We start from the raw sequence: 19,194 nt of genomic DNA on the forward strand, positions 1-19,194 counted from the left end.
CTGTTCCTACTTATTCAAGATCCCGCGCACCGCGGCTGCAACGCGGTCCACGTCCGAGTCAGTCATGGAGGGGTAGATGGGCAGGCTGACCACGGTCTTGTACGTCTCCGAGGCGACGGGGAGATCTTTCGCGCCAACACCTAGCCCCGCGCTCCAGTATGGATGCAGATGGAGCGGGATGAAATGCACGCTGGTTCCCACACCAACTGCGGCCATCTTCTCTATGAACTCATTGCGGCCCACGGGGCTCTGATCCGTTAGCCGGATGAAGTAGAGGTGGTGGGCATGGCCTCGCGGATATTTCGGTTTGGGGGGCAGCTTTGCGGGGAGTCCGTCGAGGGCGTCGTCGTAACGTCCGGCGATCCTCTCGCGACGCTGTCGCAGGGACTCCGCGCGCGAGAGCTGCACTCGACCCATGGCGGCCGCAGTGTCAGGCATGTTGTATTTGTAGCCGGCCGCAATAATGCTGTACTCCCACGACGGTTTCGTAGAGGTGTACCGATCGAAAACGTCACGGCTAATCCCATGCAGGCGCATCACCCGTGCGCGGCGGGCGATGTCATCGCTGCGGGTGACGAGCATCCCACCTTCACCCGTCGTGATGGTCTTGGTGGCATAGAACGAGAACACTGTGGCCTCGCTATCACCCGCCCCAACAAGGCGCGATTCATCCCGAACCGGAAAGGCGTGGGCTGCGTCTTCGATGACCGCCAGTGAGTGCCGTGATGCGAACTCTCTGATGGTACTCCCCGGTATAGGAAGACCAGCGAAGTGGACGGGCATGATGGCTCTGGTCCGTGAGGTGATGAGACTGCTTGCCATGTCGAAGTCCATGTTGAGGGTCTGAGGGTCAACATCTACCAAGACAGGCTTTGCGCCGACGTAGCGCACGACCTCCGCAGTTGCAGTGAATGTCCACGTCGGGACTAGAACTTCATCGCCGGGACCAAGGCCGATGGCCTCCACCGCCAGGTGGAGCCCAGCAGTTGCCGAGTTGACGGCGACGGCGTTGACGTCGCCCCCCAGGTATGCCGCGAACTCCTCCTCGAAGGCCGCTGCGTTTGGGCCCGTAGTGAGCCAACCGGAGCGCATCGCGGCCACGACCGCGTCAATCTCGGCCTCCGTAATATCAGGGATCGCGAAGGGGATGAACGGAATGCTCATTGGCAAGTCTCCAGTCTGGGTTCGGACAACTGCCATAGGAAAGGTCCCACCCCGTCAGGCAGATGGCCGTGCGAACTCTTAACAGCGTGCATTAGGAGCCTCAAACAGCGATGGCACGGTGAACCTGGGTTGGCTCTGTATCGAGAATCCTCATCACATCTTCCTCAGACCCCATCTGGTCTGCGATGAGTTTGGGATCCAACGCCGGGACCTGAACCTCACTGATAAGCGGATGTTCGCTAGAGGCGCCCGCCTCCACTGTGCTGAAAAGCACCTCGTGCATCTTCTCGCCTTCTCGCAGCCCGGTGAAGTGGATCTCGATGTCCTTCTTGGACTCCGCGATCATGCGCTTCGCCACGTCGAGGATCTTGACCGGCTCGCCCATGTCCAGCACCAGGACGTCGCCAGGGAGGCCGATGGCGCCGGCCTGCATCACCAGCTCGCACGCCTCGGGGATGGTCATGAAGTAGCGGGTGACGTCCGGGTGGGTGACCGTCACCGGGCCACCCTTCTCGATCTGGCTCTGGAAGGAGATCAGCACCGAGCCGCGGGAGCCAAGAACGTTGCCGAACCGCACGGACAGGTACGGCACCTGGTACTCGGTGGCGTACCAGGCCGTGAGCCGCTCCGCGAGGCGCTTGGTGCGGCCCAACACGCTGGTGGCCGCGGCAGCCTTGTCGGTGGAGATGTTCACGAACCGTTCCACGCCCACCGAGTAGGCGGCACGCAGCACGTTGCGGGTTCCCAGCACGTTGGTCTTCCACCCCTCAAGGGGGAAGCGCTCCAACATCGGGAGGTGCTTGAGCGCGGCCGCGTGGAACACCACGTCCGGGCGGTGCTTGCTGAAGACGCGCTCGAGGGCGTCCTCGTCGCGGATGTCGCACAGCACCATGTCCTCGGTGTCGAGGAGACCGTTGCCGTACAGGTCGAGCTGCACGCCGTGCAGGGCGGACTCGTCGCGGTCCAGCAGGATGAGCTTGGCCGGGCCCAGACGGTGCACCTGGGCGGCGAGCTCGGAGCCGATGGAGCCGCCAGCGCCGGTGACGAGCACCACCTTGCCGGTGACGTAGTCGGCGATGGCGCTGAGGTCGGTCTTGATGGGACGGCGACCGAGGAGGTCGGCCACGTTGAGCTGGCGCAGCGAGCCCAAGGTGACCTGGCCGCCCACCATCTCCCGCAGCGGCGGGATGATCAGCAGGTCCAGGCCGTGCTCCTCGCAGGCGGTGCTGATGCGCTGGATGAGGTCCGGGCTGGCGGCGGAGATGGCGAAGATGACGGCTTGAGCGCCCCGCTCCTTGGCCACCTTGATGATGTCCCTGCCGAGGCCGAGCACCCTGTGGTGTCGGACGCGGAGGTTGCGCTTGTCGCGGTTGTCGTCGACGAAACCGACGATGCGGTAGGGCGCATCCTCGGCGAGGTCCATGAGCGTGGCCACCTGGTGGCCGGCGTTGCCGGCGCCGTAGACCAGCGTGGGGATGGCGTTCGCCGCCGCGCTGCGGGGCCGGCTGTCCACGATGGAGCGGAAGACCAGGCGCGCCGTGGCCATGAAGATCATGGCCAGCGAGGGCAACGCCACTGCGGCCCGCAGGGGGAAGTGGTCGGCTGCCAGGAGGAAGGTGGTGCCGTTGAGGACCGCGATACCGGCGACGGTGAAGCCCATGCTCGCGGCATCAGCGAAGCTGCCGATGCGGTTGCGCCCGAGGTACAGCTGCGAACTAAGCCCGCCGATGACCTGGAGCAGCACGGCGGCAGCGGTGTAGAAGAGCACCCACCGGGCCTGAACGGGCTCCAGCGCCGCGTTGCGCATCGACAGGAAGACGATCACCGCGAGCACCCAGGCGAGCGCATCCCACACGAGCAGGACCAGGCGCCGGACAGCTGCGGGCATGCGGTACAGGAGCGCGCTCAGAGCGTTAGACCCTCTTGGCTTGTTGGTTTCATCATTGGCTGCATCCCATTCCCCCACGGGGCCACCATATACTCCGTCCGCCGAGAACTGCCAAACTGTTATGAGTGTTTGGGCGCGAAAAGCCCCTAGCTGGACAGCATCTGCTGCTATGTAGCCCCTGCCTGGCGCCCATCTGTGTGGTAGGTCAGGCGGTCACGGGCACCGGCGCCTATTCAAACGGCAGTTCGGGGGGCCGTGGATCTCTTTCCGATCGTGGGCGCCGCGGCGTGATGTCGATCAACTGCATCCGTAGTACTGCGCCTATCGTAGATTGCTACCGTCGCGAGGAGGTGCCGGCCGCGAGTGCCCGGCGGGGTAGTCACAGGAGCCGGGCGGCAGTCTCATCAGGGTCGAAGAAGTCCACCTCAATGTTGAACGCGACGCTGGATCCGCCCGGGATCCAGCGGACCAGACCGTCTCTGTCCGCTGCCGCCCTGCCGCGATGGTGGGCGCTTGCGGGCAGGCAGAAGCCGGCAGCCTGCTCCTCGCCCGTGTTCGAGATCCACCTGATCGCCAACGGCAGATGTTCGGTTTCGTAGCTCACGCACGCGGCCCGCCCGTCAGGCCTGGTCTGCATGAAGTGGGCCCATCCGTCGGCGTCTGGTGTCGGCCGGAAGATCGCGCAGTACTCGGGAACGATCCGGCGTTGGGGGTCGACGGAGTCTCCCTTACGCAGGTCAGAGCGGATGCCCTCCAGGTACGCGGCCGTCGCCGGCTCCTGCGCGGGGTGTGGAGCAAGCTCGAAGTGCTGATCGTCGAACGGGACCTGTTGGACGAGCTGCCCGCCCTCGAAGAGAGGCCAGTTCACGTGGCAGAGGTATGTGTAGCCGAAGGGGTTGCTGCGATGATTCGAGATCTGGATGTTGAGTTCAAGGCCCGTGCCGTCCTCGCTAAGCGTGAGCGTTGGTTGGAACGTGACGTCGGCCGTATGGCTCACGCGGTGTCGGAACTGCCCGGTAACCGCGACCCATCCGTCCCCGAGAAGGAGGCGAGCGTCACTGAAGAGGCCGTTGGGCAGTTCGCCGTGGTGCGGGTGAGTGTCCTCGGGCCCGGGCGCGCCCAGGCCCGAGAGCCCGCAATGCAGGAGGAAGCCGCCGTACGTCTCCCCGAACGCGGTTGACGCCGAAGGCTCGTCGAACGTGCTGATCATCGTCAGCGGCTCGCCATCGACGGTGTAGCGCCACACCTGCTGCCCGCGGAATGGCAACACGATGAGTTCGACACGCTCGGTGACGAGCCGCAGCGCGGCTACGCCGGAGGCGTAGCGGAACGTGGACACCGCCACGCCGGGGGAGTCCAGCAGAGGCTGCTCGTGGGCCTGGAACATGGCCTCACGCAAGAGGATGCTGCGCAGCGGTGTTTCCATGACGTCTCCTTCTGGCTCAGTCTTCGTGATATCCGGGAGTGGTGTAAAACGCCATGTTCGGCTGCCGCACATCAAGGCGCCCGTACTGGGCGACGATGCCCACGTCGGAGGTGAGCCGGATGCCGTACTGGACCTCGCGCGGGAGTTCGAACCCGCCCATGTCGGTAGTCACGTTGGTGCGCAGGCACCTCACCCGCTCCGGTTCGACGTCGACGTTGAACCTGTCAGGTGCTTTGTCCGCCCAGTACAGGGCCACCTCCACCCGGGCTTCCTCCGAGTTGGGGTTGAGGATGATGATGGACTCGTGCCCCTGCGGGTCCCCGTCGCCCGGGGGTGGCAGTTCCCCGTCGGGGAAGTACCAGGTCTTCTTGCCCGCCATCACACACTCACCCGCTGTGACTGCCGCTCCCTGACAAGAGCGGGGACGTCCTTCGCCTGCATGAAGACCGCGCCCTCGGCCTTGAGGCCCTCGATGAGGATGCGCAGTTCGTCGATGGCGCCCGGACCCACGTTCTCGGTGATGAACGACTCCGGGATCACCGTGGCCTCGCCGAAGTTGTAGCTCTTCTCCATGGGCCAGAACTCCCAGGGATGGATGTAGAAGCAGAGGTAGGTGTCGATCTGCTTGCCGTCGCAGAACTGCTTGAACGCCATCGAGCGCTCCAGCATGTACCCCCCGCCCTTGGTGCGGAACAGGGGCCATTGATCTCGATCTCGCTCCAGGCCAGGGTCGTTGGACTCCATCACCATGTCGGCGAAGTTCGGGATCTGCAGGACCGAGGATTCGCCCCGCTGGGTCCAGTCCTCGAGGCTGGAGAAGTACGGCGCGAACTGCTCGCGGTGGAAGTACATGGGGTAGGTGAGATCCGCCACGTAGCCCAGTTCGTCCAGGGCCCTCACCACGGCGGTGGAGCCCCACAGCCGGGGGCAGCGGAACGAGACCGGGCGGACCCCGGTGGCCTGCTCGATCAGCTCGGTGTTGAGCCTGAGGCGGGGCAGCACCTCGTGTTCCAGGATCGGCTTGGTGCCGGGCAGGTCGAAGAGCGGGTCGCCGACGGTCTCGTGCTGCAGCGAGTGGGCTCCCACCTCGTGGCCCCGGGCGAGGCACTCGCGGGCCACCTCGGGATGTGCCGTCACCGAATCCCCGGTGAACAGGAAGGTGGTGGTCACGTCGGTCTCCTCGAAGAGATCCAGGAGGAGCGGCGTGCCCTTCGTCAGGCCCTCGTAATAGGGCGTGAAGCTTCCGACGTCGGTCTCCATGTCGGTGCCGATGACCACTGTGATGGGGTTCTGATTCATGTGATTGTCTTTCTGTCTTGCTTCGTTGCGCATGCTGCTCAGGTGGTTTCGCCGAGATGGAACTCGGCATCGAAGAGGTGTGTCTCGCCGCCGTAGTGGCCGTCCATGCCGTCCTGGAGCAGTTCCCAGGCCTTTTCGGCGATCTGGTCCACGGGCTGAACCATTGTGGTGATGACGGGTCGCATGAACCCGTACGTATCGATGTGGTCGAAACAAGCGACGGCGAGGTCGCGGGGGACCGACATTCCCCGTTGGCGGGCCATCCGGACAGTGGCGTACGCCAGAACGTTGTTCTGCGCGATCACGGCGGTCGGGCGATCATCGCCCTCCATGATGGCGCCCACTTTGGCGTACCCGTCGGCGTACTGGAAGTTGGTGCGCACGATCCACTCCGGATTGAGCGCCAGGCCATTGGCCACCAGGCACCCCTCGAACCCGTCGAGACGCTCACGAGCGGAGGATTCGCCGGCCGGCCCCACCACGGTGGCGATCCGGCGGTGGCCACGGTCGATGAGGTGCTGCGTCAGGCTGTAGGAGGACCCCACGTTGTCGGCACCCACGAAGTTGCAGCCGAAGTCCCCCTTCGGCAGGTTGTCAACGAAGACGATCTGCTGCAGGAGCGATTCGGGCAGCGACGAATATACGTCGGCCCCTGCGGTGGCGACTACCAGCCCGCCCACAGTCGACGAGCGGAGATGCGTGACGAAGGCCTCCTCGCGTGCCGCGTCCTCACCAATGTTGAACAGCATCGGGGTGTACCCGGCGTGGCTCACCAACCGGTCGATGGACTTGAAGAGGAGGGCGTAGAACTCGTTGCTGATGTCTGGTACCACTACGCCAAGTGAGTTCACCCGCTGCATTTTCAGGGCCTGGGCCATCTGATTCGGCAAGTAGTGAATCTTGCCCGCATAGGCCAGGACCTTCTCGCGAGTCTCTTCGCTCACCCTCCCCTTGCCGTTCAGGACCCGCGAGATGGTGGACTCGCTGACGCCGAGTTCGTTGGCTATGTCTCTCAGAGTGGGCATCTCTCACCGCCTTGGTAATGCACCTGCTGCTCTACTTGCGCTTGGAGTTCACGTCGATGAGCACCACCGTAATGAGGATGAGGCCCTTGACGATCCACTGGAAATAGGTGTTCACGCCGATGAGCACCATCGCGTTGGAGATGACACCGATGAGGAAGGCGCCCAACACAACTCCGAGGACGTTTCCGCGGCCGCCGAATAGCGAGGTTCCACCGAGGACGACGACGGTCATTACCTCGAAGAGCATCGCGTCGCCCAGCGTGGCGGAGCCCGACATTGTGCGGGCCGTCAGGCCGATGCTGCCCAGCGTGGCCAGGAACGAACAGATGATGAAGGCCACCATGCCGATGAACTTCACGTTGATCCCCGACAGCCGCGCCGCGTCTGCGTTACCGCCAACCGCGTAGAAGCTCCGCCCCAGCTCGGTGTGCTGCGTGAAGACGTAGCATGCCGCCGTGACCAGCACCATCAGGTAGACGGGCACAGGCACCGAGAACAGGTACCCCATGCCCAGATAGTTGAGCCAGCTCGGCAGACCACTGATGGGAAGCCCGCGCGAGTACAGGAACGCGATGCCCGTCAGAACGTTCATGGTGACGAGCGTTGCAATGAAGGAGGGAACCTTGCCGTAAATCACGAACAGCCCGTTCACCATCCCCAGGACGATCGAACTCAGCATGACCATGAGGAGCGCCACCCAGATGCTGAGCCCCTGGTTCGCGACGAGACCGGCCAGGAGAACCGATTGGAGCCCGATGGCCGAGCCGATCGACAGATCCAGGTGACCGATGAGGATGACGAAGAACTGCCCCAACGCCACGATCGACAGGAACGAGATCTGGCGCGCGATGTTCATGAGGTTGCCGAGTTCCAGGAACCGGTCGATGGTCACGGAGCAGATGGCGAACAACGCCAGGAAGAGGAAGAGGATCATCCACTCGTTGACGAAGGCCCTCACGCCTCCAGAGAAGCGGGTGCTCTTCGCGGCGTAGGTTGCGGTTGCGGTAGTCATCTCTCTGCTCCCAACAGACTGGTCATTACTTCAGATTGGTTCAACCGGTCTCCTTCGAAGGAGTCACGGATCCGCCCTTCGTAGAGGACGTATATGCGGTGCGATAAGCCGAGCAGTTCCTCAATCTCGGGCGAGACGAGGATCACCGACTTTCCCTCGGCGGTGAGAGCCGCGATGAGTCTGTAGATCTCGCTCTTCGCCCCCACATCAATTCCCCGGGTGGGCTCATCCATCAGGAAGATCTCTGTGTCGGCGATCAGCCACTTCCCGATGACGATCTTCTGTTGGTTTCCCCCGGACAACTTTGTCGTGGGCTGCCATAGGTTGGAGTAGCGGAGCTGAAGCGACTCCAAGGTGTCGTAGGACTTTCGCAGCTCAGCCTCGTCGTCCATGAACACACCCCACTTCTTGAACTTGCGCATCGAAGGAAGGGTGGCATTCTTCCTGACATCCAGCGCGCTGTTCAGGCCCAGGCGCTTGCGTTCGTCAGGGATGAGGCCAAGCCCATGCTGGATGGCTTTGCGCGGGGACGTCATGGAGACCGCTTCGCCGTTGACACGGATGGTGCCCTTCTTGACCTTGTAGTCTCCGAAAATCGCCAGCAGCAACTCGGACTTACCGGCTCCCACAAGGCCGGCAATGCCCACAACCTCGCCCCGGCGCACTTCCAGATCCACGTCGAAGAACGCGTCGCTGGTGAGCCCTTCCACCTGCAACACCACGTCGTCGTCCGGGGGGTTGAGGGTGGGGTAGACCTGGCTTAATTCGCGCCCCGCGATCAGTTCGACGAGCTTGGGCTTCGTCAACTCGGTCACGTCCCCGGTCCTGATGTGGCGGCCGTCCATCAGCACCGTGTAGCGATCACAGACGCTGAAGATCTCATCCAAACGGTGGGAGATGTAGATGATGCCCTTGCCGTCTCGTTTGAGGAGCTCGACGATGCGGAAGATGTTCTCGATGTCGTTCTCGGGCAGCACGGCGGTCAGCTCGTCCAGGATGATCACCTGGGCTTCCTGGGACAGCGCCCTCGCCAACTGCACGAGTTGTTTCTCGGCGGTGCGGAGGTACTTGACCGGCACGTCGAGGTGGATGTCGACGCCCAGGTAGGTGAGCAGTTCAGCCGCGCGGGCACGCTGGGCGCGTCGGTCGATGAACGGCCCACGCTTCGAGTAGTTGCCGACGTAGATGTTCTCCAGCGCGGTCATCTCCTCCATCAGTTGGAACTCCTGATGGACCACGGCGATCCCGAGGGCCTGCGAGTCCCGCACGTCATAGTGCTTCGGGACCCTCTGGCCTCCCACGAACAGCTCGCCCGAGGTGAGGGTGTTCTCGCCGATGATGCACTTGGCCAGGGTGGACTTACCCGCGCCGTTCTCGCCCACCAGCGCGTGGCATTCGCCGGGGCGCAGGTCGAACGAGACGCCGTCGAGGGCCAGTACCCCGGGAAACTCCATGCGGGCGTTGCGGATCTCGACCAGTGGCGTGGTGGTGATCTCCTGGGGTGTCACTTCCTGTGCGACCGCGCTCATGATGCGTCCTTGTCTGAGAGCCAGAGCCACCCCAGCGCTTCGATGCCGGAGCAGATGATGTCGTTGTCCGTGTCCTCCGGGTGACGCAGGTTGTGGATCAGCCGCTTCATCTCGTGATACGGCATCATGCAGCTGCGGACCCCGGTCCATCCCACCGGCATGAGGTCGAAGAACATCTCTTTGGCGATGTCGAAATCGCGCTCGTTGAGATGGAGCACCTCGTCCAGGAGAAGGTCTCTCTTCTCGGGCTCGCGCTCGCGTTCGTAGGCCAACGCCGCCAGGACGAGGTCATAGATGACCCGGTTGCGACGCTCGGCGTTCTCCAGGCGATCGAAGTGCTTCGACCACACCTTCAGGCGCGGGTTAACCTGCAGCTCGGCCCGGATCGCCCGGATCTCGGTCAAGAGCGGCTCGTGGTTGGCGACGGCCTGCTCGATGCGGGGGATGTCCGCGTCGGTCATCTTGTTCGACTGGAACGGGAACGGCGTCGTGTAGAGGGGGATCTGGCTCTCGTGGATGGTGAGAATCTCCCGCATCACCCGTAGCACGCGGGCACCTAGAGCCGGGCCGAAGGTAGTGGTGCCCACGCGGGCGAAGAACTCGTCCTGTTCCAGCCGTGAGCCCCAACCGTAGTTGCCGTGCGCGAAGAGATGCAGGAACAGGCCGAACCATTCGAAGATGTAGCCGTTGATGCCGTGGACGTCCGCTTCCACGCTGCCGATGTGCTGCTCGATGTCTCGTTCGATGACCTGGACGTTGGGCTCATCCCCGTAGCGGATCATGTTGGACTCGAAGGTGCGGTACAGGCGGCCCATCGTCGAGGTGATGGAGTTGGACTCCGTGTCTCGCGCCCAGATCCGGTGCTTGCCGAACGCCTTGACCCACTTCTGGAACTCCGTCGGGGGCACGTAGAGCGCAGGGGCCCAGAACAGCACGATGTCGTCCGGCAGGGCATCGGCGGTGGCCTGGAGCCACGCGGGGTCCTTCTCGAGGGGTGGCTGGCGGAAGGCCCGGATCCCGATGATGATGTCCGGGTTGACCTGTCGCACCTCCTCCCGGATCTTCATCAGCAGCTCCAGGTTCGCCTGGTGCTTCGCTTCGCCGGGCGTGTCCGCGTGCTGCCCCCACCGCTCGGTGCAGCGTTGGCAGGTGCAGAACCAGAAGCCCTCCTCGCTTTCCTCCAAGGTGTAGCCGTCGAAGCCGAGTTCGGCGATGCGGCGCATCGCGGTGAGGATGTAGCTGACGGACTCCTTGTCCGAGAGGCACACCGAATCGAAATCGTTCAGGAAGTCGCTGCCGGCCGGGGGGACCATCCGCTTCTCGGGGTGCGCGATGGTCCATCCGCCGTTGTAGGAGTTGAGGCCCACGTAGGCCATGATCTTCACACCCATGCGATGGGCGAGTTCGATGAAACGCGGCAAGTAGTTGTCGGCAACGTTGGGGTGGGAGTACTTGACCTTGATGAAGCGCCCGTTCTCCTGGTTCCACACCTCGACGGGGATGTCGGTGAACGAGGTTTCGGGATACTCAGGGAACTCGAAGGGCCAATAGCCGTACATCACCATGTTCAGCTGGTTGATCTTCTGGTCGACGCACTGATGCAGGAACAATTCCCATTCGTCGTAGCCCCACAGCTGCATGTCGAACCCGATCCGTCCGTAGCCGGCGTACCAGCTGAAGGTGGGAGCGACGGCGCGCACGGGGATGGAGGGGTAATCGACCATGAGGCAGGTGGGCAGCGAGAGAGTGCCGGGCGGGTTGTCACCGCGCACCTCGCGCTCGGCGAGGAGCTGCTTCAGTGAGGTGAGGCCATTGATCAGTCCGTCTCTTGCCTGGGCCGAGAGCCTGACTCCGTCGTCCCGGATGTCCAGAACGTAACCCTGCTCCGCGAACATCTCCGGCTTGGCCAGATTCACTGCCGCGTCCTCGATACTGCCCTGGTGCACGTGCACGGGGAACGCGTCAGGGGCGTCGGCGAAGATGCCCGGGTAGTTGTGGAAGCGGAGCACCGCGAGATCCCGGACCTCGTCGGGCGTCAGCGCGTCCACATCGTCGGCCGTCAGCCGCAGATGGGTGAAAGCTCGCGTGGAACCGTCGTGGTGAATGAGGTGTTTGGGCTCGGGCAGGATGCTGATCATGGCGGGAAACCTTTCATGGATGGGAGGGTGGCGGGCGGGATTCGCGGGAATCCCGCCCGCCCACACGGCGGCCGGTCAGCCCAGCCAGCTCCAGTTCTGCCAGTCGTAGTCGGCGACGTTGGCCGGCGTGATGGCCTCAGGCTTGGGGAGGTCGTACTGCTCGGGCATCTCTTCGCCCTCGGCCATGGACTTCCACAGGGCGTCCATCGCGGTGTAGCCCAACACGACGGGATCCTGGAGAACCTCCCCGATCCACGACTCGTTGCCGTCCTGGATGTACTGGAGGACTTCCTTATCGCCCGCGATACCCACGAACTTGATCTCGGCTGCCCGGTTGGCGCCAACGGCAGCGTTGTAAGCACCGATGACCTCTGCGTCGTTGTGGCCGGCCACCAGGTCAATGACAGGCTCGCGCTGCAGAACGTTCTCCATGAGGCTCTGCGCAGAGTTGCGGTCGCCACCGCCGGTGTCGCCTTCCTCGATGATCTTGGCGTCCGGGAAGGCCTCGAGAACCACCTTGCTGAAGCCCTCGAAGCGGTCGATGCTCACCTCGCCGGAGGTGGGGACGGAGATGTAGACGATGGTCGGGTCCTTCTTGCCGGCGCTCTCGAAGTAGTCGACGGCGACCTGGCCTGCCGTTTCGCCCAGCGCCACCATGTCGTGGCCCACGAAGGTGTTCCAGACGGCGTCTGCCGGGTCGTCGGGCTGCTGCGGGTAGTCACCCACCACGAACTGGGTGCCGTTGCGCTTGTGCAGGTCAACCATGGTGGGGATGATTGCGCGGGAGTCGGTGGGGAAGACGACGATGCCCTTGGCGCCTGCGGCAACAAGATTCTCCAGGTTGGAGATGTTGGTCTGGATATCCTGCTGGCTGTCTTCGAACTGGAAACGGACCTTCGCCTCAGGGTTCTCCTCGGCCCACTTCTCCATGCCTTCCTGAGCGCCCAGGAACCAGGCGTACTGGAGGGTGAAGATGCTGCCGCCGATGAGGGTCTCGTCCTCGCCGAAGACGTGCCCGTCCGAGCCTGCTGCCTCGGTGGTGCTGGTCGTCGTGCCGTTGGCGGGTTCGGTGGCCGTGGGGTCGCTTGTCGCGTTTCCGCAGGCCGTGAGGGTTAGGGCTCCAGCGGCCAGCATGGCCACTGCTGCAGACTTGAGTCGCATAACTGCTCCATTCATGAAATGGGTGGCGGGTCGGCTTCGGACCAACCCAGAGGTAGTGGCCGTGGAAGGTGCTCCCACGGTCTGGGTGCGACAGGAGGTTTCCGGTCGGGGAACGATCGGACCGCCGTCGTTGGCAGGCTTCCTCGTCCGTTACGTGCGGTCCTTGCGGACCTGGCTAGGTGCCCTTCGATGTGTCGGGCGTTGTGCCTTGCGGTGCTGCATTGCTCTGCAAGGAGCTTGGGTGGTGCACCTTCTCAGATGCGGGCGATGGGGCTGGTGTGCGGCCTGGGGGAGGGCGGCCGCACACCAGCGGGCTCAGATACCGACTTCGTAGATCGTGCCGATCTGGTTGGCGAGGAAGTCCACTCCGCCCTCACGGACCACGACCGGCTTCTCCCAGCGAACGCCGAAGTTGGATCCGATGCCGAACGTGTCGAGCTGGAAGGTCATGTTGGGCTTCAGGGTGTACTCGGAGCTGGTCTCCATCCACGGTGCCTCTACCTCGGTGAGGCCGAGGCCGTGAGCAGGGCCGTAGACGTAGGCGTCCTTACGGCCGGCGTCCAGGAACTTCTGCTCGTAGTCGCGGGCGATCTGGCCGGCGACGCGGCCGGCCGCGAACTCACGCTCCGTCCACATGTGCATCTCGAGGATGAAGTCCACGATGTCCTTCTTCTCGCCCTTGAGCGGGCCGAGGGAGACGGGCAGCCCGATGGCGGGGCTGTAACCATCCACCGCGGCAGACAGGTTGAGCTGGATGATGTCGCCCGGCTTGAGGACCCGATAGCCGGAGCGGGAGATAGCGTGCTTGGTGCTCTCCTCGGCGAAGCAGTACTGGGGGAGACCCTCGTACTCCGCACCGTTCTCGTACATCGACTTCTGCGCCACGCCGACGAGTTGGAGCTCGGTCATTCCCGGGCGGATGGCGGCGATGACGTCTTGGACGGCGAGATCGGTGATGCGGCCGGCCTCCCTGAGACAGGCCACCTCCGCGTCGGACTTGACCGAACGTAGCTCAACCATGATGTCGCGGGCGTCGACGAGTTCCGCACCGGGGAAGTTGCTCTGGAGGGAGTTCCAGACCACCACGTTGGTGTCGAGAATCGAGCACACGCCGATCCGCAGCTGCTGGCCACTGATGCCGAGGTGGCCGAAGGCGTCCTGGAACGTCTGGAGGCTGAGGTGCGGGTAGGCGGGGTCCGCGGCTTCGCGGTACTCCGCCAGGACGAAGATGTCCTGGATCGCGGCGGTGTCCTTGGCGAAGATGTCCGACTCGGGGCCCACGAGGAGCGCGGTCTTGCCATCTGGGTTGATGGCGACGCCGGCGCGCTCGAAGACCGGCCAAAAACCACTGAAGTACCGGGCGTTGGCGTAATCGGCCTCGTTTCCGTAGAGGAGCAAGGCATCCAGGTTCCGCTCTCGCATCAACTCTCCGGCACGCTTGGCCCGATCAGCGTATTCGCTGGCTGGGATCCGGATTCTTTCCACGACGTGATCTCCTTTGATTCGTCCGACTTGGGACAACTTCGTCCAGTTGCACAAACGTTTGCGCAACGTCGTGACGCCAACGTTAGGACACCTCTTCCAGGGTTGTCAACCAGTTTGAGCAAACGATTGTCCCGCAGGGCAAATTGGCTTCGTCGGGAGGCGCTCTGAGGAGCCGGGTGTCTACTCGAAAGGCAGTTCGGTGGTGCCGTGGATCTCTTCCCAGTCGTCGACGAAGCGGTCCACCGCGGTGATGATGTCGGGGGCGGACAGGGCCTGCTGAAGCAGCTGCGGCGAGAGCGTCACGGCGTCGGCGCCGCTCTGCAGCGCGTGCGACACCTGGGCGATGTTCTTGAAGCTGGCCGCCATGATCTTGCTCGGGGCGTCGAACCGCTTGATGAAGCCGGCGAGGGCCTCGGTGGTCTCACGGGTGTTGATGTCGATCGACTGCGCTCTAGTACTCGCCTGATCGTAGATTGCCACCCGTTGGGGGGAAGTGCCGGTTCGACTACCCGGCGGGGTGGTCGCGGGAGCCGGGCCGCAGCCTCATCAGGGTCGAGGAGGTACACCGCGATGTGGGAGGCTGCGCTGACTCCGCCCGGGATCCATTGAACCAGCCCGTCCCGCTCTGCGGCCGCCCGGCCCCTGTGGTGGGCGCTGGCCGGCAGACGACCCGGCCGCCTTCTCGTCACCGCTGTTCGAAAGCCACCGGATGGCCAGTGGCAGATGCTCGGTCTCGTAGCTCACGGCGGCCCCGTCCGTTGGGTCGGAACTCGAGGAAGTGTGTCCATCCGTCGGCACAATGTTCCGCTGAAGGATCGCGAAGTAGTCGTACGCTGTGGGTTGAGGGAATCGCCGGTGTGCAGGGGGCGCGCGGAGGCTCCCAACCCTGGTTCGCCCGGGGAGCGACAAACGCTGACTACAGCTCCGCCCCGAGACTGGACAGCAGGATTGTAGCTCTGGTGCTGACGTGCGTTCAGGCCAATGCGAGCCATGTTGCCAGACTTGGCAACGTGGCATAGGCTCTCGCTATGGCTGCCCAGAACAGTGCCGCGTCTCTGCTGCGCGAGCTCCGACGTGAACAAGGTCGCACGCTGCGTTCGATGGCCGCTGAAATCGGGATTGCTCCTTCTCAGCTATCAAGGGTTGAGCGTGGGCAGCGAGTCCTGGCGGCCGAACTCTCTGAACGTCTCTCGGAGTACTACGGCATCCCAGCTGAGAGGATCTCGCTCGCCCAGGGGGAGATCCCCCCTGATATCGTGCGAATCCTTCAGAAACATCCAGAGGAACTGACGCGCCTAAGGGCTCAGCATGGGGCCAATCCGTGACAGCGGATCCCGTTTCCTGGGCGACGGCACTATGCGGGCAAGCTGTTGGCCCCTATCGGCTTCGGGAACTGATTGGTTACGGAGGCTTCGGGCTCGTCTTCTCTGCGGACGACGTCCGAGGCTCGTCGCAAGTGGCCGTCAAGATCCTCATGCCCAGCACCAATCCTCAATCGGCAATCGAGTTCGCTACCGAAGGCAGGCTTCTCGACAAGCTGAACAAGTGTGACGCCGTCGTGACGCTGGTCGACTCCGGGCAATTCGAGATCGAGATGTCGATGAACGGGTTCTCGATCCCGTTGGAACTCAAGTATCACATCCTGAACCTGGCCGGGGGGTCCCTTGACGAACTCACGGCAGATCCCGACCGGCTCGGCGAGTTGGCATGGCCCGAGCGCATCTCGCTGTGGCGCGGTGCGATCAAGGGGGTGCATCAGATGCATCTTAAGTCAATCGTGCATCGTGATATCAAAGCGGAGAACTGCCTCCTTGTCGTCCGAGGCAAGCGCACTGAGGTTCGAATCGCCGATCTGGGTCGGTCTCGGGACACGTCCGCTGCGCCGACTCTCGCCCGCGAGGAATACCTGGGTGGTCGCGGCGACCTTCGTTTTGCAGCGCCGGAGCTTCTCTGGCTGCAGGGGGGGCAACGGGAAGAGGATTTTCGGGCTGCTGACTTGTACGGCCTGGGGTCTCTGCTTGCCGAACTGGCAACTGGCCACCCTATGACGTCTGTGGCAATGGACTCTTGGCGGGATGCGGTGGATCAAGGTCGGGATGATCTTCGCAAGGGGACAAGACGCGACCTCGCCGTTCTCCAACCACAGTATCGGCGCGCAGTCACCGAGGTCGTTGAGCAAATGCCACCCAGCATTCGGCTCGACAGTGAAGCCTTGCTGTCCCAATTGTGCCATCCGGTACCCATCGAGAGGTTCCCCCGCGTCTCGATGTCAAGTAGGCGTTCAACGCAGCCAGGCCTTGAGTGGCTCCTTCAAAGGGCGGACATCTTGGCCAAGCGTCTTTCGATCGAAGAGAAAATGTCATCCGCAGCCGACTGCCGAAGGAGAAGAGCATGACTGGTCTCGGTGTGTTGGGCGACGCCCGCCCCGCCGACTGGGCCGAACCCGATGGGGCGGCCCCCGCGCCAACTGGAAACGATACTCCGCCGACCCTTGTTGTCGCCTCTGGAAGGTCCGGATCTGCTGACTTCGCAGCATTGATGAACCAGTCTGCGCAGCTGACTCGCGATCGCGCAGCCCGCGCCGCGTCCACCAGACGCACGTCGACCACAATGGCTGCCCTAGCTCAGAGTCACGCGGCCCTCGGAGAGCGCGAAAAGGCCATTGACACCGCCCATAAGGCAATTCAACTCGCTTTGAGATCGGGTGTGCCAACGCGTGAACTAGCCGACCCTGTCTCCTTCCGGTTGGCTGTCGAAATTCTCCTAGAATTTGATCAGGTCCAAGACGCCTATAGCGCGCTCCGAGGAGTCGTCCGAACTCAGTCCCTCCGAATCATGTATGCCATGTTGACGTTTGAGTCGGGCGATGCGGACCTTGCGCTTCAGGAAGTTGCGGACATGAACCAGCCTTTGGCTGAGGCGGTCAAGGGATACATCCTGCTTAAGAGTGGTGAGTACAGGAAGGCAGCTTCTCACCTCCGGACAGCTCTACGGGAACAGCCGGATGACCCCGATTCCTTGCTGAATCTCTCTATCTGTCTGTGGTATTTGGGATCTCGTGACAAGGCAACAGTGGCGGCGCTGAGAGCGACTCGCTCGTCGCCAGGACGTAAGGACGTGTCATTGCACTACCTGAACCTGCTCCTTGAGCAGGAGAAGGTTGCAGAGGCGGAGGCTGAAATCCGTTCATTGAGCGCTCGAGGCGTGATCGAAGATCCAGATCTTCTTGTAGCTAAAGCTCGGACGCTAATGGCGAGAGGAGATTTAGAGCGAGCCATCCCCATTCTGCGGGACGCGGCGGCCCTTGAGGACGACACAGCCGCTGGGGGCGAGATCCGTGGCAACCTTGTGGTCCTGCGGTATGAGGCAGACCGGATCACTCATGAGGAAGCGGTCAAACAACTCGTTGAGCTGATGAGTCAGTTTCCTGCGAGCGAGTCACTGGTAGTTCTGTATGCAAGGTTTGCTCGTACTGCCGACCACGCGACGTTCCTCAGATCGGCCCTAGACCGTGTGCGTGGGGGGCTTTCCCCGCTGCGGCTTGCCTACCTCAATCACCAGGTCGCCCTGTTGGAGGGTGATAATGAGGCAGCTGCCGATGCGGCCCTGGAATGGTTTGTTCATGAACGGGGTAACCCAATGGCAGCCGCAGCGGCCATCGTGAGCTTGGGCATTGGGAGTGAGAAGTGGGACGAGGCGATGGAGGTTGCTCGTGAAGCGTTGGGAAGCTTCCCTGAAGATCTCGCGATCACGAACAATGCTGCCTATGTGTTAGCGATGGCCGGTCATGCTCAGGAGGCCATCGCGCTCCTTGAACCGATCGCAGGGGACGACTTCGTCCTGAATGCAACTCTAGGATTGGCCCACTTGGCGGATGGGAACATTGGCACTGGCATGCGTCTCTATAGGGAGGCCGCCGACCGCGCTGAAAGGATTGATCCACTCTGGCGAAGCCTAATGACTAGTTACCAGGCTCTCGTGGTCCGCCAACTTGGGCTGTTGGAATCCCAGCCGGAGCAGGTTATCTCGGCTCTTGCTCTCGCTCAGGTTAGCCCCCCTGCGGATTGGGCTATGCGGCCCGATTTCCTACGTCTCTTTGGGGTTGCTCAGCGCCACGGGTATCCGTGGCCGTTGGCATTGTGAGGAGGTTCAAATCGAGGCGATCATAGTGGCGGCCCAAAGCGAAGGGTTTCGGCTGTGCGTAGCAGCGGGCCCACAAGAACTCGTGACGGACCGACGCTTGTTCTGGCGTTTGCGGGCCTTGACGGCGGACACGGCATTGGCCAGACAATGAGACCGGCGGGGCGCGCTGAAAGCGGTTCGTTCCTGCTCATCAGTCAAGCGGAAGTTCCGTCGTCCCGTGAATTTCTTCCCAGTCGTCGACGAAGCGGTCCACGGCCATGATGATGTCGGGGGCGGACAGGGCCTGCTGAAGCAGCTGGGGCGACAGCGTCACGGCGTCGGCGCCGCTCTGCAGCGCGTGCGACACCTGGGCGATGTTCTTGAAACTCGCGGCCATGATCTTGCTGGGGGCGTCGAACCGCTTGATGAAGCCCGCCAGTGCCTCGATGGTCTCGCGGGTGTTGATGTCGATCGACTGCATCCGGTTGTAGTACGGCGCCAGGTAGTCGACACCCGAAGCGATGGCCAGGAAGCCCTGCGTCTTGGAGTAGATCGCCGTGGCGGTCACCTTGACGCCTTCGCTCTTGAGGATGCGCATGGCGTGCAGGCCGGCCTCGGTGAGGGGGATCTTGGGGTAGACGTTGGCGTCGATCTTGTCCAGCAGGCGGTGGGCCTCGTCCACCATCCCTTGGGTCTCCTTGGACAGCACCTGGACGTGGAGGGTGCGGTTGGGGCCGATGATCGAGCGGATCTGGCGGAAGTGCGCGTAGAAATCGATCTTGCCCTCGGCCTTGAGGATCGACGGGTTGGTGGTCACGCCGGTGACAGGGTAGATCGGCGTGAGCCGCTCGATGTCGTCCAGGTTGGCCGTGTCGAACAGGATGTCCATGACTGTGCCTTTCGGGTGAGGGGAGCCCCTGGTGATATCCAACCACGCGGCTAGCC

The 19,194-nt window shown here is 63.1% G+C and carries 16 protein-coding genes; 3 read left to right on the top strand and 13 right to left on the bottom strand.

Annotated features, from left to right (window positions below):
- Positions 1-6: 6 nt before the first annotated feature.
- The 12 genes from C3E87_RS10735 to C3E87_RS10790 form a co-directional block, all read right to left on the bottom strand.
- Complete coding sequence (locus C3E87_RS10735; RefSeq protein ID WP_076062611.1) at positions 7-1,164, bottom strand: DegT/DnrJ/EryC1/StrS aminotransferase family protein; 1,158 nt, start codon at positions 1,162-1,164, stop codon at positions 7-9.
- 100 nt (positions 1,165-1,264) lie between these two features.
- Positions 1,265-3,052 (bottom strand): nucleoside-diphosphate sugar epimerase/dehydratase, encoded by a 1,788-nt coding sequence (locus C3E87_RS10740; RefSeq protein ID WP_076062613.1) that lies wholly within the window; start codon positions 3,050-3,052, stop codon positions 1,265-1,267.
- 379 nt (positions 3,053-3,431) lie between these two features.
- On the bottom strand, positions 3,432-4,478 hold the full coding sequence (locus C3E87_RS10745; protein ID WP_076062615.1) for a DUF4432 family protein: 1,047 nt from the start codon (positions 4,476-4,478) through the stop codon (positions 3,432-3,434).
- A 16-nt stretch (positions 4,479-4,494) separates the two neighbouring features.
- Positions 4,495-4,857, bottom strand: coding sequence for a sensory rhodopsin transducer (locus tag C3E87_RS10750; RefSeq protein WP_076062617.1), 363 nt, complete (start codon positions 4,855-4,857; stop codon positions 4,495-4,497).
- Positions 4,857-5,777 (bottom strand): polysaccharide deacetylase family protein, encoded by a 921-nt coding sequence (locus tag C3E87_RS10755; RefSeq protein ID WP_076062619.1) that lies wholly within the window; start codon positions 5,775-5,777, stop codon positions 4,857-4,859. Before C3E87_RS10755 ends, C3E87_RS10750 begins: the two co-directional genes overlap by 1 nt.
- A gap of 38 nt (positions 5,778-5,815) precedes the next feature.
- Positions 5,816-6,802, bottom strand: a complete 987-nt coding sequence (locus tag C3E87_RS10760; RefSeq protein WP_076062621.1) for a LacI family DNA-binding transcriptional regulator — start codon at positions 6,800-6,802, stop codon at positions 5,816-5,818.
- Positions 6,803-6,833: 31 nt separating this feature from the next.
- Complete coding sequence (locus C3E87_RS10765) at positions 6,834-7,814, bottom strand: ABC transporter permease (RefSeq protein ID WP_076062622.1); 981 nt, start codon at positions 7,812-7,814, stop codon at positions 6,834-6,836.
- The gene (locus C3E87_RS10770; RefSeq protein ID WP_076062623.1) at positions 7,811-9,343 is read right to left on the bottom strand and encodes a sugar ABC transporter ATP-binding protein; all 1,533 of its coding nucleotides are present in this window, start codon (positions 9,341-9,343) and stop codon (positions 7,811-7,813) included. The genes C3E87_RS10765 and C3E87_RS10770 overlap by 4 nt, the downstream gene beginning before the upstream one ends.
- Positions 9,340-11,481, bottom strand: coding sequence for a glycoside hydrolase family 20 zincin-like fold domain-containing protein (locus tag C3E87_RS10775; RefSeq protein ID WP_076062624.1), 2,142 nt, complete (start codon positions 11,479-11,481; stop codon positions 9,340-9,342). The genes C3E87_RS10770 and C3E87_RS10775 overlap by 4 nt, the downstream gene beginning before the upstream one ends.
- Positions 11,482-11,556: 75 nt before the next feature.
- A complete protein-coding gene (locus C3E87_RS10780; protein WP_076062631.1) occupies positions 11,557-12,642 on the bottom strand; it encodes a sugar ABC transporter substrate-binding protein in 1,086 nt (361 codons plus the stop codon).
- Positions 12,643-12,957: 315 nt separating this feature from the next.
- The gene (locus C3E87_RS10785; RefSeq protein WP_255362922.1) at positions 12,958-14,127 is read right to left on the bottom strand and encodes a Xaa-Pro peptidase family protein; all 1,170 of its coding nucleotides are present in this window, start codon (positions 14,125-14,127) and stop codon (positions 12,958-12,960) included.
- 180 nt (positions 14,128-14,307) lie between these two features.
- A complete protein-coding gene (locus C3E87_RS10790) occupies positions 14,308-14,607 on the bottom strand; it encodes a transaldolase family protein (RefSeq protein ID WP_233120789.1) in 300 nt (99 codons plus the stop codon).
- A 548-nt stretch (positions 14,608-15,155) separates the two neighbouring features.
- Here C3E87_RS10790 and C3E87_RS14950 point away from each other — a divergent pair.
- From C3E87_RS14950 to C3E87_RS10800, 3 genes are all read left to right on the top strand, one after another.
- Positions 15,156-15,452 (top strand): helix-turn-helix transcriptional regulator, encoded by a 297-nt coding sequence (locus C3E87_RS14950; RefSeq protein WP_076062638.1) that lies wholly within the window; start codon positions 15,156-15,158, stop codon positions 15,450-15,452.
- Positions 15,449-16,522 (top strand): protein kinase, encoded by a 1,074-nt coding sequence (locus C3E87_RS10795; protein WP_076062640.1) that lies wholly within the window; start codon positions 15,449-15,451, stop codon positions 16,520-16,522. The genes C3E87_RS14950 and C3E87_RS10795 overlap by 4 nt, the downstream gene beginning before the upstream one ends.
- Before the next feature lie 449 nt (positions 16,523-16,971).
- Positions 16,972-18,270 (top strand): tetratricopeptide repeat protein, encoded by a 1,299-nt coding sequence (locus C3E87_RS10800; protein WP_158069077.1) that lies wholly within the window; start codon positions 16,972-16,974, stop codon positions 18,268-18,270.
- Between the two features lie 190 nt (positions 18,271-18,460).
- Here C3E87_RS10800 and C3E87_RS10805 read toward each other — a convergent pair whose 3' ends face one another.
- Complete coding sequence (locus C3E87_RS10805; protein ID WP_076062645.1) at positions 18,461-19,138, bottom strand: fructose-6-phosphate aldolase; 678 nt, start codon at positions 19,136-19,138, stop codon at positions 18,461-18,463.
- Positions 19,139-19,194 lie beyond the last annotated feature (56 nt).

It is taken from the genome of Tessaracoccus sp. ZS01, assembly GCF_022342445.1.
Lineage (GTDB): Bacteria > Actinomycetota > Actinomycetes > Propionibacteriales > Propionibacteriaceae > Arachnia.

Excerpts from the sequence above, each read along its gene's own strand:
- C3E87_RS10735 (WP_076062611.1), bottom strand. The coding sequence starts at position 1,164 with ATGAGCATTCCGTTCATCCCCTTCGCGATCCCTGATATTACGGAGGCC.
- C3E87_RS10740 (WP_076062613.1), bottom strand. The coding sequence starts at position 3,052 with ATGCCCGCAGCTGTCCGGCGCCTGGTCCTGCTCGTGTGGGATGCGCTC.
- C3E87_RS10745 (WP_076062615.1), bottom strand. The coding sequence starts at position 4,478 with ATGGAAACACCGCTGCGCAGCATCCTCTTGCGTGAGGCCATGTTCCAG.
- C3E87_RS10750 (WP_076062617.1), bottom strand. The coding sequence starts at position 4,857 with ATGGCGGGCAAGAAGACCTGGTACTTCCCCGACGGGGAACTGCCACCC.
- C3E87_RS10755 (WP_076062619.1), bottom strand. The coding sequence starts at position 5,777 with ATGAATCAGAACCCCATCACAGTGGTCATCGGCACCGACATGGAGACC.
- C3E87_RS10760 (WP_076062621.1), bottom strand. The coding sequence starts at position 6,802 with ATGCCCACTCTGAGAGACATAGCCAACGAACTCGGCGTCAGCGAGTCC.
- C3E87_RS10765 (WP_076062622.1), bottom strand. The coding sequence starts at position 7,814 with ATGACTACCGCAACCGCAACCTACGCCGCGAAGAGCACCCGCTTCTCT.
- C3E87_RS10770 (WP_076062623.1), bottom strand. The coding sequence starts at position 9,343 with ATGAGCGCGGTCGCACAGGAAGTGACACCCCAGGAGATCACCACCACG.
- C3E87_RS10775 (WP_076062624.1), bottom strand. The coding sequence starts at position 11,481 with ATGATCAGCATCCTGCCCGAGCCCAAACACCTCATTCACCACGACGGT.
- C3E87_RS10780 (WP_076062631.1), bottom strand. The coding sequence starts at position 12,642 with ATGCGACTCAAGTCTGCAGCAGTGGCCATGCTGGCCGCTGGAGCCCTA.
- C3E87_RS14950 (WP_076062638.1), top strand. The coding sequence starts at position 15,156 with ATGGCTGCCCAGAACAGTGCCGCGTCTCTGCTGCGCGAGCTCCGACGT.
- C3E87_RS10800 (WP_158069077.1), top strand. The coding sequence starts at position 16,972 with ATGTTGACGTTTGAGTCGGGCGATGCGGACCTTGCGCTTCAGGAAGTT.
- C3E87_RS10805 (WP_076062645.1), bottom strand. The coding sequence starts at position 19,138 with ATGGACATCCTGTTCGACACGGCCAACCTGGACGACATCGAGCGGCTC.